Origin of the sequence: Stenotrophomonas sp. SBJS02 (assembly GCF_020428325.2) — a bacterium.
GTDB classification, from domain to species: Bacteria; Pseudomonadota; Gammaproteobacteria; order Xanthomonadales; family Xanthomonadaceae; genus Stenotrophomonas; species Stenotrophomonas africana.
Window position 1 is genome coordinate 3093223 of sequence record NZ_CP109812.1, and the last position, 13651, is coordinate 3106873.

At 66.4% G+C, this 13651-nt stretch carries 12 protein-coding genes and 1 pseudogene; 4 read left to right on the forward strand and 9 right to left on the reverse strand.

Going from position 1 to position 13651, the window contains the following annotated elements:
* Positions 1-163: 163 nt before the first annotated feature.
* Positions 164-2275 carry a TonB-dependent receptor family protein gene (locus FQS62_RS14395; RefSeq protein WP_208042940.1) on the forward strand — a complete coding sequence of 704 codons (2112 nt, stop codon included), beginning with the start codon at positions 164-166 and terminating at the stop codon, positions 2273-2275.
* A 45-nt stretch (positions 2276-2320) separates the two neighbouring features.
* Here FQS62_RS14395 and FQS62_RS14400 read toward each other — a convergent pair whose 3' ends face one another.
* The 3 genes from FQS62_RS14400 to FQS62_RS14410 all read right to left on the reverse strand — a co-directional run bounded on the left by FQS62_RS14400 (position 2321) and on the right by FQS62_RS14410 (position 4105).
* Positions 2321-2839, reverse strand: a complete 519-nt coding sequence (locus FQS62_RS14400) for a hypothetical protein (RefSeq protein ID WP_088479867.1) — start codon at positions 2837-2839, stop codon at positions 2321-2323.
* 254 nt (positions 2840-3093) lie between these two features.
* Positions 3094-3477: a nuclear transport factor 2 family protein gene (locus FQS62_RS14405; protein ID WP_088479845.1), complete on the reverse strand. Its 384-nt coding sequence runs from the start codon at positions 3475-3477 to the stop codon at positions 3094-3096.
* Between the two features lie 52 nt (positions 3478-3529).
* Positions 3530-4105, reverse strand: a complete 576-nt coding sequence (locus tag FQS62_RS14410; protein WP_208042941.1) for a TetR/AcrR family transcriptional regulator — start codon at positions 4103-4105, stop codon at positions 3530-3532.
* 69 nt (positions 4106-4174) lie between these two features.
* Here FQS62_RS14410 and FQS62_RS14415 point away from each other — a divergent pair, with 69 nt between their 5' ends.
* Entirely contained in the window at positions 4175-4720 is a 546-nt protein-coding gene (locus FQS62_RS14415; protein WP_049445578.1) for a thioesterase family protein, read from the forward strand.
* Positions 4721-4726: 6 nt separating this feature from the next.
* Here the strand turns inward: FQS62_RS14415 and FQS62_RS14420 are convergent, their stop codons facing one another.
* A complete protein-coding gene (locus FQS62_RS14420; RefSeq protein ID WP_208042942.1) occupies positions 4727-5860 on the reverse strand; it encodes an agmatine deiminase family protein in 1134 nt (377 codons plus the stop codon).
* A gap of 103 nt (positions 5861-5963) precedes the next feature.
* Between FQS62_RS14420 and FQS62_RS14425 the strand changes: the two genes are divergently transcribed.
* Entirely contained in the window at positions 5964-6779 is an 816-nt protein-coding gene (locus tag FQS62_RS14425; protein WP_226053541.1) for a LysR family transcriptional regulator, read from the forward strand.
* Positions 6780-6821: 42 nt separating this feature from the next.
* On the opposite strand, the gene FQS62_RS14430 is transcribed toward FQS62_RS14425, so the two are convergent.
* Positions 6822-7610 carry an SGNH/GDSL hydrolase family protein gene (locus FQS62_RS14430; protein ID WP_208042944.1) on the reverse strand — a complete coding sequence of 263 codons (789 nt, stop codon included), beginning with the start codon at positions 7608-7610 and terminating at the stop codon, positions 6822-6824.
* A 49-nt stretch (positions 7611-7659) separates the two neighbouring features.
* A complete protein-coding gene (locus FQS62_RS14435) occupies positions 7660-8625 on the reverse strand; it encodes a DUF2268 domain-containing putative Zn-dependent protease (RefSeq protein ID WP_208042945.1) in 966 nt (321 codons plus the stop codon).
* A gap of 138 nt (positions 8626-8763) precedes the next feature.
* On the opposite strand from FQS62_RS14435, the pseudogene FQS62_RS14440 reads away from it, so the two are divergent.
* Positions 8764-9748, forward strand: a pseudogene (locus tag FQS62_RS14440) (hypothetical protein).
* A gap of 13 nt (positions 9749-9761) precedes the next feature.
* Here FQS62_RS14440 and FQS62_RS14445 read toward each other — a convergent pair.
* The 3 genes from FQS62_RS14445 to FQS62_RS14455 form a co-directional block, all read right to left on the reverse strand.
* Positions 9762-10082: a hypothetical protein gene (locus FQS62_RS14445; protein ID WP_049445591.1), complete on the reverse strand. Its 321-nt coding sequence runs from the start codon at positions 10080-10082 to the stop codon at positions 9762-9764.
* Between the two features lie 118 nt (positions 10083-10200).
* Entirely contained in the window at positions 10201-10956 is a 756-nt protein-coding gene (locus FQS62_RS14450) for a hypothetical protein (protein WP_226053543.1), read from the reverse strand.
* A 121-nt stretch (positions 10957-11077) separates the two neighbouring features.
* Positions 11078-13540, reverse strand: coding sequence for a S9 family peptidase (locus FQS62_RS14455; protein ID WP_099589838.1), 2463 nt, complete (start codon positions 13538-13540; stop codon positions 11078-11080).
* Positions 13541-13651 lie beyond the last annotated feature (111 nt).

The following is a 13651-nucleotide window of genomic DNA, read 5'->3' on the forward strand; positions in this document are numbered from 1 at the left end:
TGTTCTTCGTGGCGATCGCAGAGAACCCGCGCTGCGCGCGATAGCCGAGCGTGGGCTCGGCTCTACAGGGCCACCACAGGTGGCCATACGCAGGTGGAGGGTGACGTGGGGGCCACCGACCTGTTAACTTGCGCGCCACTTTCGTGGTTTACAGCACTCCTGCATGTCGCTCTCGTCGTACCGTCCCACCCGATCACTGTTGTTCCTGGCCGTTTCCCTCGGCCTAGCTTCCACCGCCGCTGCGGCCCCGCAGGCCACCACGCTGGATGCCGTGCAGGTCACCGCTGCCACCGATGCCAGCGCTCAGGCGCGCGAGGCGTTGAAGCGGGTGCCCGGCGCCAGCAACGTCATCGACGTGGCCAAGGCCGGCAGCCGACTGTCCAGCAGTGCCGATGTGCTGGCCTACCAGCCGGGCATCAGCGCGCAGTCTCCGGGCAACGAAGGCACCAAGATCTCGATCCGTGGCTCGGGCATCAACCGCGGTCCGGGCGCGCACGCCTCGGGCATCGCTGTGTCGATCGACGGTCTGCCACTGACCGGCCCGGGTGGCACGCCCTACGAGCTGCTGGAACCGCTGTGGCTGTCGCGCGTCGAAGTGCTGCGCGGCGCCAACGGCTTCGAGCGCGGCGCGCTGGCGCTGGGCGGTGCCATCGACTACGTCAGCCGCAGCGGTCGTGATTCGGCGGGCGTGCAGCTGCACTACGAAGCCGGCAGTCGTGGCTACCAGAAACGCGGCATCAGCTGGGGCGGCGTCAGTGGTGATGTCGACTACTTCCTGGCCTACACCGATACCGAATTCGACGGTTACCAGCGTCATGCACGCGGCGACGGCAAGGGTGCGATGGCCAACATCGGCTGGCAGATCACCCCCGACCTGCAGACGCGTTTCTTCGTGCGCTATCGCGAAACGAATCATGAAACGCCCGGCCGCCTGACCCGCGATCAGATCCGCAACGATCCGCGTGCCGCGAACGCGGCCAACCTGGCCATCGATGCGCGTCGCCCGCAGCCGGGCAGCACCTGGGTGGGCAACGTCACCACGCTGCAGATCGATGAGGACTCCTCATTGCAGGCCGGGCTGGTCTATCACACGTACCCGATGGACTTGAACGAGAGCCTGTACCGGCAGCAGCTGGACTACGCCAACCTCAACGCCACGCTGGACTATCGCCGCCGCCACCGGCTGTTCGGTCTGGACAGCGAGACCACGGTCGGCCTGCGCGTCACCCACGATCTGGACGCCGATGTGCGCGAGTCGCTGCGCTTTGCCAGCAACGGCTACGCTGCCGGCACGCGCACGCGTGACTTCCGCCACCACGGCACCGACAGCACGCTGCACGTCAGCAATACCCTCGCCTTCAATGAACGCCTGCGCATGCAGACCGGGCTGGCACTGATCAACACCCGCCGCGAGGTGCAGGTGACCTGGCCGAGCAGCGGCGGCCGCCTGCGCGACCATGTCTGGGACTACGCGCCGCGACTGGGTTTCACCTGGCAGCACAGCGCGCAGACGCAGTGGTTCGGCAACCTCAGCCGGTCGGTGGAAGCGCCGCATCCGTGGTCGATGATCTGGGGCTCGAACCAGTACTTCGGGCCGGGCAATGGCCCGTCCACCGGCCGACAGCGCGCGCCGGTGCCAATGCAGAACCAGACAGCCACCACGCTGGAACTGGGTGCGCGCGGTGACGCGGCGCTGGGTCGCTGGGAACTGACCGGCTACTACGCGCACCTAAACCACGAACTGCTCAGCGTCGAACTGCAACCGGTGCCGAACCTGTTCATCGCCGAGAACAACGCCAGCCCCACCGTGCACCGCGGCATCGAAGCCGGATTGGACAGCACGCTGTGGCAGGCTGCACCGGGCCGTTTGTCGCTGCGCCAGGCGTACACCTTCAGCGATTTCCGCTACCGCCACGACGCGCGTTTCGGCAGCAACCGCCTGCCCGGCCTGCCGCGCCACGCGTATCAAGCCGAGCTGCGCTTCGATCATGCATCCGGCCTGTACGCCGCGCTCAATACCGAATACGCCTCGCGCATCGCCGTGGACTACGCCAACAGCTACTGGGCCGACAGCCATGTGATCTTCGGCAGCCGCATCGGCTACGACGCACCCGGTGGCCGCTGGCAGGCCTGGGCCGAGCTGCGCAACATCGGCAACCGCCACTACGCCGCCACGGTCACGCCGGGCTACGACGACGCCGGCAAGGATGTCGCGCGCTCGACCCCGGGCGAGGGCCGTGGCGTCTATGCGGGCGTGCGCTGGCGCTTTGACTGATTGCCACGGGCGGCGCCGGTGTGGCCCGGCGCCGTCGTTCCAGGGTCAGCCGATACGCCAGGCCGGCAGGCGTTCGCTGCGCTTCCAGATGGAAGGCGCGAACCCAATCAACGTCAGCGCCGCCAGCCACTTCGGTGAAGTATTGAGCAATGTCGAGGTGAGCGAGCCATCGACAGGGGCGGCCATTTCCTGCCACGGGTTGTAGCCCAGGTAGACGACGCTGCCAGCCCACCACAGCAACGCCAGGCCGATGCCCACCAGCAGCAGGGCCAGCGTGCGGCAGGTCCAGCGCTGCGAGGTGGTACCCCACTCGCGGGACACCGCTACCAGCAGCCCCACCACCAGCAGCGACACCAGTGCAACCAGGCCGATATCGACCTTGTGCCCGATACGCTCATAGCTGCAGGCGCGGCACTGCGCCTCTTCCGCGGCAGTGGCGGCTTCGGCGCCATCGGCCTGCCCGGCTGCGGGCTGTGCCAGCGCTGCAAACGGCAACAACACCGCCAGCAGCGTCACCATGATCCAACGAAACAACGTCCTGTTGCGGTGTGTAGCGACGTCCATGCGCTTTTCCTCATTCGTGGTGGTTGACAGCCGGCCACATACCTTGGCCTTGGCGCGGATCATAGCGCAGGGCAGGCCAGGAACGAAAAACCGAGCTCGGCCATCCACATGCGCCGCTACAGCCCGTGGAGCCTGGAAGCTCAAGAACCTGATACAGCATGCGGACATCCTTGCCGGGCACGCGTGGGCGGTGTTGCGCGGATTCTACCGCGGTCGGGGCCGCTGTCCAGACGCCGGGCCGAGGCCATCGATCATCAGCTGCGGTCGACGATCCGCACGATGCGACCATCCTCAAAAGCGAACTCGCTGTGTCCCTGCAGTGCCAGTTCCGTGCCCGCGCTGGGACCATCGGGAATGTCCTGCGCGAACACGCCACGCCAGCCGATGCTAGCCAGCGCCACGCCATCCTTGAAGGTCAGCTCGAGCAACCGCTGCTCGCGCTCGCGGAACAACGGCGCCGATTGCCGTGCCAGTTCGCCGAAGGCATCGATGCCTTCGGTGACCACCGTCAGCTGGCTGCCGCTGTGGTTCTCGAAACGCACGTTATGCGCCAGCACCGCCAGCATGGCCTCGATGTCGAAGCGGTTGTAGGCCTGCAGGTAGTGCTCGATCAGGTAGCGGCAGTGCGATTCGTCCATGGCGGCGTCCGGTCAGGGCCTGCGCCGAGTCTCCCGCGAGCGTGCCGCCGGATCAAGGAGGCGCGGTGGCCTTCAGCAACTGCGCGGCCACCTGGTCGAACGGAGCGATGTCCTGCAGTGCGCGGCTCATCGCCACCGCACCCTCCACGCTGGCAATCACCAGACTGGCCAGCCCGCCCGCGGCGGCCGGGTCGTGGCCGTCGGCGACGAACGCTGCGGCCAGATGGCCCTGCCAACGCGCGAACACCTCCGCAGCGGCCGCCCGCGGTTGGCTGGGCACCGCCTCCACCGGTTCCTCCACGGCAGCAGCCAGCACCGGGCAGCCGGCACGGAACCCGGAGCGCAGCAAGCGCTCGCGCCACATCGCCAGGAACTGCTGCAGGCCCTGCACTGCGCCGCCGTTCAACAGCTCCACCAGCAGCGCCTCCACCTTGTCGCCAGCCATGCAGGTGGCGCGCGCCAGCAGCTCCTGCTTGCCGCCGGGAAAGTGATGGTAAGTGGATCCCAGCGGCGCCTCGGCCAGCTTGGTCACCTCACGGATGCTGGTGGCATTGAGGCCCACGCGTGCCAGCATCTGTGCAGCAGCATCAATCACGCGTTGAGGCGCATCAGAGGGTCGCGGGCTCACGGCCGGCTCCTTGCCAGGACAGTCGTCATAGATTAGCGTGCCGGCGATTCTATAACAGTCGTCATAACCATGAATCTCTGGTTCCGCCTGCTCCACCTGCTGCTGTGCAGTCTGTTCCGGCCAAAGCTGGAGGCCCCGTTCGGGGTCTCGCGCCTGCAGTTCCGGGTGCTGCCCAACGACCTGGACAGCAACCTGCACATGACCAACGGCCGCTACTGGAACATCTTCGATCTGGGCCGGCTGGACCTGATCCTGCGCATGGGCCTGGGCCGGGTGGCGCTGCGCGAGAAGTGGGCACCGATCGTCGGCGCCGGCACCATCCAGTTCCGCCGCGAGCTGAAGCCGTTCCAGCGCTTCACCCTGGAAACGCGCCTGGTGGGCTGGGTCGGCTCGCGCGGCATCATGGAGCAGCGCGTGCTGATCGGGTCAGAGCAGAAGATCGCCACCCGTGCGCTGCTGGTCACCGGCATCTACGACCGTCGCGCACGTCAGTTCCTGGGCATGCCGAAGATGATGGAAGCGATCGACGTGGTCGCCCCACCCTCGCCACCGCTCAGTGCAGCCGCCGAGGCGCTGCTGGCCGCCGATGCGGCATTGAAGCAGGACGATGCCTGAGGCACCTCAGCCTACCTTTGGCATGTTCTTGGTCACGCAATGGATGCCGCCACCGCCGCCGGCGATCGCATCGATGTCCACCTGTTCGATCATGCGACCGGGATACAGGTCTTCCAGCAGTTCACGGCAGTAGCCATCGGCTGCGTTGTCACCAAACTGCGGCGCGACCACCGCGCCGTTGATCGGCAGGTAGTTGATATAGCCCGTCGCCAGATCATCGTTGCCGCGGGTATGCACGTTGTCGCGCCCGTCCAGTGGCGGCGGCAGCGTGTGCACCTGCAGGCGGCGGCCATCGGCATCGGTGGCCCCGCGCAGAATGTCCAGATGCTCGCGGGTCAGATCGTAGTCGTAGGACTCCGGATCGTTGTCCAGGTTGGCGATCACCACGCCGGGGCGAACGAAGCGCGCATAGAAATCCACATGCGCGTCGGTGATGTCTTCGCCGGCAATGCCGGGCAGCCAGATCACCTTGCGCAGGCCGAGGTGGTGCTTCAGCTCGGCCTCGATATCCGCGCGCGACCCGTCCAGATTGCGGTTGCGGTTCACCCAGCAGCTTTCGGTGAGGATCGCGGTGCCATGGCCATCGACTTCGATGCCACCGCCCTCGCCCACCAGATCGCTTTCCAGCAGCGTTGCGCCGGTCACCTGCGCCAGCCACGGTGCCACGGCACCATCGTTGCGCGCGCTCTGCTTGCCGCCCCAGCCATTGAAGTTGAAGTCGACCAGGCCCAGTCCGCCCTGGCCATCGGTGACGAAGCAACCGCCGTAATCGCGCACCCAGATGTCATCCAGCGGCACTTCGAGGAACTCGATGTTGTCGCGGCCGCAGCGGTCCTGCGCCTGCTTCCGCTGCGCCGGCCGGCACAGCACGCTGACCGGCTGGTGGCGGGCGATGGTGCGGGCCAGCCGGGCCACGGCGGTGTTCACCGCATCGGCCTGCGCGCCCCAGACCCGAGGCTGCGCGGCGAAGGCCAGGAAAACGCGTTCCTGCGGACCGTGCTCGTCCGGCATACGCCAGACACCCGCGCCCGGCCCCGCTGCGGAGACGCGAGCCGGCAACCCCGCCAGGCCGAGGGCGGCCAGCCCGCCAAGGCCAGCGGCGCCTGCCAGTTGGGTGAGGAAATGACGACGGCTGCTCATGACGGGCTCCAGGGCCGGTGGGATGGAGGCCATGCTGCGCTTGCCGATCCATAAGAACAAACGATAGATTCAGCGATCAATTGAACAGATTTACTAATCCGAAATGCTCAAGCATTGGCCACCGCTGAACGCGCTGCGGGGTTTCGAAGCCGCCGCCCGCCTGGGCAGCTTCCACCGGGCGGCCGAGGAACTGCACCTGACCCAGTCGGCCATCAGCCAGCAGATCCGGGGCCTGGAAGCCTCGCCGCAGCAGCCGTTGTTTTTCCGGCAGGGCCGCAGCGTCACCCTTACCGACGCCGGCATCGACCTGCTGGAAACCACCCAGTCGCTGCTGCGGCAGCTGGCCAGTGGCATCCGCCGGCTCGATCAGTACCGCAAGCCAAATCAACTGATCGTCAACACCAGTCCAGCCTTTGCCCGGCATTGGCTGGTACCGCGCCTGGCCAGCTTCCACCGCCTGCATCCCGACGCCGACCTGTGGTTGCTGACCAGCGAGGAGGCACCGGATATGACCACGCAGACGCTGGACGTGGCGGTACGCGATGACCTCGACTCACAGGCGCAGTGCCAGCATCGCGTGCTGCTGCAGGATCGCCTCTTTCCGGCCTGCCATCCAGCCCTGCTCGCCACGCCGGTGCACGAACGCCTGACCCTGCACGGCGAGCGCGAGATGGACTGGAGCCAGTGGCAGGTACAGGGTGGCGCCGATGTCGGCCAGCGCCCCGAGGGCATGAATTTCTCCGAGCCCGGCCAACTGCTGGATGCCGCGTGCGAGGCCTGGGCATCGCGCTGGTCAGCGAGCTGCTGGCGGCAAGCGCCTGCGAAAAGGGCCTGCTGCAGCCGCTGGATGAGGCACGCGTGCGCGGCCCGCGCTGGAGCTGGCTGGTGCATGAAGACAGCGCAGCCGATCCGCTGGTGATCAGCTTCTGTGAGTGGCTGCTGGCGAGCCTGCCCGCGGGAGCTACTTCTGCTGCAGCGCGCGCTTGACCGCCGCTTCGGCCAACGGCGCCATCACCGCATAGCCCTTTGCCGTTGGATGCACGCCGTCGTCGGCCAGCTGCGGATCCAGCCCTCCAGCGGCATTGGCCATCGGCGTGTAGTAGTCCAGATAGACCAGCTGCTGCGCATCGGCATAGCGCTTCAATGCCGTGTTTAATGCGCGCACCTTGGGCGCAGGTGCCGTGCCCGGCAGCCACGGGTAATCGCTGACCGGCAGCACCGATGCCAGCACCACGGCGATGCCATGTGCACGGGCCAGGTCCACCATCGCCTGCAGATTGTCTTCGATCATCGCCTGCGTGGACGGGCCGGTGTTGCCGGCGATGTCGTTGGTGCCGGCCAGGATCACCACCACCTGTGGCTCCAGTGCCAGCACGTCCTGCGGGAAGCGCACCAGCATCTGCGCCGTGGTCTGGCCGCTGATGCCACGGTTGAGCCAGCCCTTGCCGGGGAAGAAACCGGCACTGCCTTCTCTGCCCCAGCCTTCGGTGATCGAGTCACCGAAGAACACTACGCGTGGCTGGCCCGGCACTGCCGCAGGCAGTCGCGCGTTCGCGTCACGATAGCGTTGCAGCTGCGGCCAATCGGCCAGGCGCTGCTGCATGAAACGAACTTCGTCGAGGCGCAGCTGGTCGATCGGCGTCTGCAGCAGCGGATTGACTGCGACGGCTTCCGCAGCGCCCAGCGGAAAAGCCAACGCGAGGCCCAGCGTCACGACGATGGCAGCGGCAAGCTCAACAGATCCACGCATGCGAGTACTCCTGAAATCATCTTCCGCAGTCTAACGCCATGCCCAGTGCTCAGCGTGCTGCCGTACGCGCCGCCACACCCGTGACTTTCGCCGGCATCCACATGCCCGGCGTCCAACCGCTGGCGGCCAGGATCGTCTTCGGGTTGTCCTGCTGGATCAGCGCACGCACCGCATCACGCTTGTCCTTGGCCTGCAGGTAATAGGCCTTGGCGATGCGGTAACCCACCCAGTAGCCCAGGTCGTAAGGTTCCTGCGAGCCCGGCTTGTAGTTGTACAGCCACGGCGACAGATCGGTGCTGTCCAGATCCAGCGCGAAGGCGCTTTCGATATGCACTTCCCGGCCACGGGTCCAGGCCGCGTGGCGACCGTTGCCGACGTTGCCGGAGATCAGCTCGGCGATGAACTCGGCGATGCCCTCGCCCAGCGATACACGCAGCACCGTCGCATGCGGGTCGCCCGGCTCGAAGTCGGTCAGGCCGGTCTGCTGGATATGCACGTACTCGTGCGCGATCACGTGGACGAAGCGATCCTGCACATTGGGATTCATGAAATCGGCTGCGCACAGCGCTTCCAGGCCGATGATCACGCCGCTTTTCGAGGTCAGCCCGACCGGACGGCCACGGCCGACCGCGATGGTCACCGGCGGAAACGCGGCCTGCGGGTAGATGGCCTGCAGGTTGGAAAACACCTGCGTCAGGCGTTGTTTCACCGCCGGCAGTTCGGCCAGGCAGCGTCGTCCCTGCGCATACAGTTCCGGCTGGTTGGCGATGGACTCGGCAATGCGCTCGGGGGTGACCCGGCGTGCCTTCGCCAGCTCGGCCAGGCCCGTCGAACCCTCGGCCATGTATCCCCGCAACTGCGCAACGCTGGGTTTACTGCCAGCGCTGTCATAAAGCGCGTAGAAACGACTGACATCCTCGGTGACGATCTGTGGCCCGGCCGGAACCGCTGCCGTGGCCACGCTTGCCGCCCCGGCACAGGCCAGGGCCAACAGGCCGCGCAGAATCATGGACATCGCTCCGTCCTTGGTGGAGTGCATGCGAAGCGCGCAATCTATCACTCCGCCCGGCCCACCGCAGCAGGCGGATGCGGGCGCCCCGGCGCTGTGCCAGACTCGCTTCGGCACCTGCCACGGAAGATGGAGCACCCTGCGATGATGATCGTTCCCGCCTACTGGGCCGAAGCCCGCCTGCAGGCCCGTTTCCGTGGCCGGCCGGTGGTGGTGCGCCGCTTCGGCTGGTCCGACGAGGGCTCTGCCGAGGCGCAGGTGCATGCCGACCGCCGCGCCAACGAAGCGCTCAATGCCATCCTCGCCGGACAGGCGCTGCCGCGCCGCGAAGTGCGCAGCAACTACGGCGTGGAGGGGGTGCCGATCCGCGAGCAGATCGTGCAGCGCGACGGCGACGTCGTCATTACCCGCAACAGCTATGGCGCGCTGTGCCTCAACAGCCCCGACGTGCTGTTCGCCGACATCGACCATGCGCAGCCGCCGGCTGGCTGCGTGATGCCTGCAGTCATCGCCGCAGCGCTGCTGTTCGCTGGTGCCATCGTCGGCACCCTGCTGTGGCACTGGCTGGTGGGACTGGTACTGGGCGTGGCGGCCGTCGTGCTGGTGAATGGCGCGATGCTGATGCAGCGCAAGCGGCGGCTGGCCGCCGCCGGTGGCGCCGAAGGTGTGGCGCTGCAGCGGATCGCGACCTTCAGCGAACAGCATCCCGACTGGCATCTGCGCGCCTACCGCACGCCAGCCGGACTGCGCGTGCTGGCCATGCATGCCACGTTCTCGCCCGAGGACGAGCAGCTGCAGGCGTTCTTCAAGGCACTCGGCACCGATTCCCTGTACGCGCGCATGTGCCGGCTGCAGCACTGCTTCCGTGCGCGGCTGACACCGAAGCCGTGGCGCGTCGGACTGCGTTATCGCATCCGCCCGCCGGTGGCCGCCTGGTCAGCCGAACAGGCCAACAATCCGGATCGACTGGCCTGGATTGCCGAGTACGAAAAAAAAGAGTGCCGGCTTCGCCGCGTGTGCCTATCTGCGCAGTTTCGGTGATACCTCCCGGGTGCATGCCAAGGCCGAGCATGTGCGCGACCTGCATGACCGGCTGTCGCACGCGCTGGATCGCCTACCGCTGGCGTGAGTGCAGCAGACGCTCAGTCAGCGCCCTGCACGAACGGCTGCCCTGCCAGGGTAGTGCCCAGCCGCACCGCGACCTGCTGCCCGCCCTTCTCGAAGGTTGTCGCGCACTGCTTTCCGCCCTTCTGGCATCCGACTTCCGGAAAGCCCTCAAGTGACTCGGGGGCGCCCTGTGCCGGACTCGCCTGCCAACCTGCCGCATCCAGCAGGCGCTTGGCCTTGGCGTAAGGCATGCCGGCGACAATGCCCAATCGGGTCAGCTCGGCAGGAAACGACTGAGCATATGCCGTTGAAACCAGGGCCAACGACAACGTTGCAGCAAGGAGAATGGCTTTCATTGCACCGACCTGGAACGAGCGATCGGGTCCAGCCTAGATCATTTGCGCGGCGTGCGAATGTGCCGGTAACACGTCGTTACCGAGTCTCCACAGTTGATTGCAGAGCATCCACGGATGATCAATCTGCCGTTTCATTGCGCTGGGTTCCACAACGCAGCGCCTCCGAGGCAAGATCGCCGCGTAATCTGTTCTGAAACCAAGCGATCTTGAAGCGTTCGCGTGTGGGTTCTCCCGCAGGTAGCAGCCCCATCAATGCATCGCTCAACGCCGGACGCCACTCTTCCTGAGCACCTTCCAGATCCTGCTGATCGAAGTCCGCCGACGACAGGCGCTTCCATGGCAGCATCATCGTGTACTGGGAGGTGGAGACCAGGACGGTATCCGGGCGGCCCGGCCGGGATACGACCACGGTCATGATGGGATAGTCATCGGTCCAGAGACCGTTGAAGTGTTTTGCAACGCGCTCCTGCAGACCCTGCCCGGCCAGAGCTTGCCGTGCCCAAGCCTGCTGCTGGGCAAACGAGCATGTGGCCGCCGGCATGCTGCGCAGCTCCGGATCCAGCTTCAGTATCGCGGGCCGGTCCAGCCGCGAAGTGATCAGATCCACCGTGGCGTCCCTGGTCAACGGTGCTGCCTGCAGCGCGGCCTCGAACGCTGACAGCGCACCGATCGGCAGAAGCTCCGGCAAGCGCGGCTGGACGTCGGGCGTGTCAACCACCTGTACACGGGTGGTCAACCCATAGGCATCGCGCCGGATGACCCAGCGCTCAGATACAGAACCCCAGCCAGACCAATCGTACGTCACGTGCACGCTCATCCGTGGCTGGACCGCCATTGCCACGGGAGAAATCAACAACATGGCCAGCGCCAACATCCTTGCCTTCATGAGACTTTCCTATCTCTGTCGAACAGCAGCCGAACATGGCCCGGCTCCGCAGGATGCAGGAAGGCCGCCCGAAGGCGGCCTTGTGCAAAGCAGTCGAGCAAGCTCGACGCTACTTGGCGTTCTTCACGTAGGTGTCGAACCAGTTCAGCATTTCCGCCACCAGCTGCTCGTTGGACTCCAGCGCGGTGTACCAGTGCGGTTCGTTCGGCAGCATCACCAGGCGGGTGGTGCCGCCGTTACCGCGGATCGCCTGGTACAGCTTGCGCGACTGGAACGGCTCGGTGCCCGGGTTGGCATCGTCCTCGCCGTGGACCAGCAGCAGCGGCAGCTTGATCTTGTCGGCATAGAAGAACGGCGACGCCTTCAGGTACACATCCTGCGCCTGCCACACCGAGCGGCGTTCGTTCTGGAAGCCGAACGGGGTAAAGGTCTTGTTGTACGAACCGCTGGTCGCCACGCCGGCCTTGAACAGCTTCGTGTGCGCGATCAGGTTGGCGGTCATCAGGCCACCGTGGCTGTGACCGGTCACGCCGATGCGGTTGCGGTCGACCACACCCATGTCCACCGCCTTGTCCACCGCTGCCTTGGCATCGGCTTCCAGTTGCTCCAGGTAGGTGTCATAGGCGTTCTTCGGGTCGCCCACGATCGGGAACGACGCGTTGTCGATGATCGCGTAGCCGGCCAGCAGCATCAGGCGGTACGGCTGCAGACGGGTGAAGGTCTGCTGCGAACCGGACACCTGACCGGCCTGCGCGGCGTTGGCGAAGTCGGCCGGGTACGCATACAGGATCGCCGGCACACGCTGGCCTTCCTTGTAGCCCGGCGGCGTGTACAGGGTGAACGACAGGTCCACGCCGTCGGCACGCTTGTAGGTCACCAGCTGCTTCTTGATCTGGCGCACTTCCGGGGTCGGGTCGACCAGCTTGGTCAACGCGGTCGTGGTGGAGGCGAACTGTGCCTCGCCGGTCTTCGCGTCAGCCACCGCCTCACCCTGCTGGCGGATGAAGGCATTCGGCGGATCGATCACCGACTGGTGCCAGGTCAGGTAGCGGCCCGGCGTGCTGCTGAAACCGAGGAACTGCTCGTAGGCGTCGGCGCTGCTGCGGAACAGGCGCTCGCTCTTCAGCGTGCCCAGATCCAGGCGGTCCAGGAACGGACGGTCGCCCTGCGGCGAGGCGCCACGGCCGCTGAGGAACACATGGTCGCCCTCACGGCGCACGACCTGCGCGCCATTCGGCAGGCGGGTAAAGACCAGGTTGCCGGGGTTGCCGTACAACTCATCGCTGGACATGTCCCACAGCAGGCGACCTTCCTTCTTCGGCTGGTCCACATCGACGATGCGGGTCTGCATCCAGTGGCGGTTCTCGTCATTCTCGTACTGGAACGCCACGGCCGGATCGGAGGTCCACGCGAAGCCTTCGAAGCGCTGCGCGGTGCGGGTGATTTCGGTCGGCTTGCCGTTGAACGGCGCCTTCAGCATCAGCACGCGATCACGATGCGGCACGCTCACCTTCCAGTCGCCCTTGTCCAGCGCTTCGGCATAGACCAGGGTGGCCGGATCGGTGGCACGCCAGTCGAAACCGCGCGGGCCTTCCGGTACGCCGTGCACCGGCACGCGGTCGGCCAGCGGCAGGCTGGCGATCGGCGTGCTGCGGCCATTGCTGATGTCCAGCACGGCCACGTCGTTGGCGAAGCGCTGGTAGGTCACCGCATGCGAATACGGTGCTTTGATCGACTCGGTCAGTACATGCACGCCATCGGGTGCAGCGCTGACGTCGTTGAACAACGCCGGCTGTCCCACCGGACGCACGCTGCCGGCGGCAGTATCGACCACGGCCAGCTGCGAGGCGCCGTAATAAGCGAACAGCTTCTCGTCATGCGCGCTGGTCAGCGTGTCGCGGGCTTCGTAGGTGCTGCTCTCGCCGCTGCTGCCCAGCGACTCCTGCGCATCCGGGCCGGTTGGCACACCGCCATTGGACGGCGCCGGGCCCTGGTTGGCTGGCACCAGTTTCACCAGCAGGTTCTGGCTGCCGCCCAGCCACTGCACGGTGTTGCCGAAGATCGGGTTCAACTGCACGTTCGGAATCTGCTTCACCTGCCCGGTGGCCGCATCGCCCACCCACAGCTGCACGCTGGTATCGACCGCATTCTGGAAGGCGAAGTGGCTGCCATCGGCCGACCACAGCGCACCGGTGGCGCAGCCCTGCGGCAGGTTGACCTTGGTCTCCTTGCCACTGCCGATGTCGACCAGGGTGAAGTCGGCCACGCAGGCCGGAATGCCGTAGCCGCCTGGGGTGTCATGGCGGCTGCGGTTCTTCGGCTCCAGGCGCACACCCGCCAGCTTCAGGTACGGCTGGGCAACGCGGCTGATCGACGGGTAGGTCTGCGCAGTGGTCAGCAGCAAGCGGTGGCCACCCGGGGCCACATTCGGCGCCGGCGGCGGCGGCGCCTTCAGCACCTTGAGCAGGTGTTCCGGCGGCTTCGCGTAATCAGCGAAAGCCGGTCCAGCGGCCAGCAGGCCGACGGTGGCAACGGCAACAGCCGCCGCCAGAGAGGTTCGACGGATCAGCATCCTTATCCCCTGAGTGTGAATGGGTACCCGGCATCGGGCATGGACCCGAATCTAGCACCGCAGGGGTTGTCGTGAATGGGCCGGAAGGGCTAGTGGCCGGATGGGGCAAAG

Bases quoted from the DNA above. Each gene is read 5' to 3' on its own strand.
- FQS62_RS14395 (WP_208042940.1), top strand. From the start codon at position 164: ATGTCGCTCTCGTCGTACCGTCCCACCCGATCACTGTTGTTCCTGGCC.
- FQS62_RS14400 (WP_088479867.1), bottom strand. From the start codon at position 2,839: ATGGACGTCGCTACACACCGCAACAGGACGTTGTTTCGTTGGATCATG.
- FQS62_RS14405 (WP_088479845.1), bottom strand. From the start codon at position 3,477: ATGGACGAATCGCACTGCCGCTACCTGATCGAGCACTACCTGCAGGCC.
- FQS62_RS14415 (WP_049445578.1), top strand. From the start codon at position 4,175: ATGAATCTCTGGTTCCGCCTGCTCCACCTGCTGCTGTGCAGTCTGTTC.
- FQS62_RS14420 (WP_208042942.1), bottom strand. From the start codon at position 5,860: ATGAGCAGCCGTCGTCATTTCCTCACCCAACTGGCAGGCGCCGCTGGC.
- FQS62_RS14425 (WP_226053541.1), top strand. From the start codon at position 5,964: ATGCTCAAGCATTGGCCACCGCTGAACGCGCTGCGGGGTTTCGAAGCC.
- FQS62_RS14430 (WP_208042944.1), bottom strand. From the start codon at position 7,610: ATGCGTGGATCTGTTGAGCTTGCCGCTGCCATCGTCGTGACGCTGGGC.
- FQS62_RS14435 (WP_208042945.1), bottom strand. From the start codon at position 8,625: ATGTCCATGATTCTGCGCGGCCTGTTGGCCCTGGCCTGTGCCGGGGCG.
- FQS62_RS14445 (WP_049445591.1), bottom strand. From the start codon at position 10,082: ATGAAAGCCATTCTCCTTGCTGCAACGTTGTCGTTGGCCCTGGTTTCA.
- FQS62_RS14450 (WP_226053543.1), bottom strand. From the start codon at position 10,956: ATGTTGGCGCTGGCCATGTTGTTGATTTCTCCCGTGGCAATGGCGGTC.
- FQS62_RS14455 (WP_099589838.1), bottom strand. From the start codon at position 13,540: ATGCTGATCCGTCGAACCTCTCTGGCGGCGGCTGTTGCCGTTGCCACC.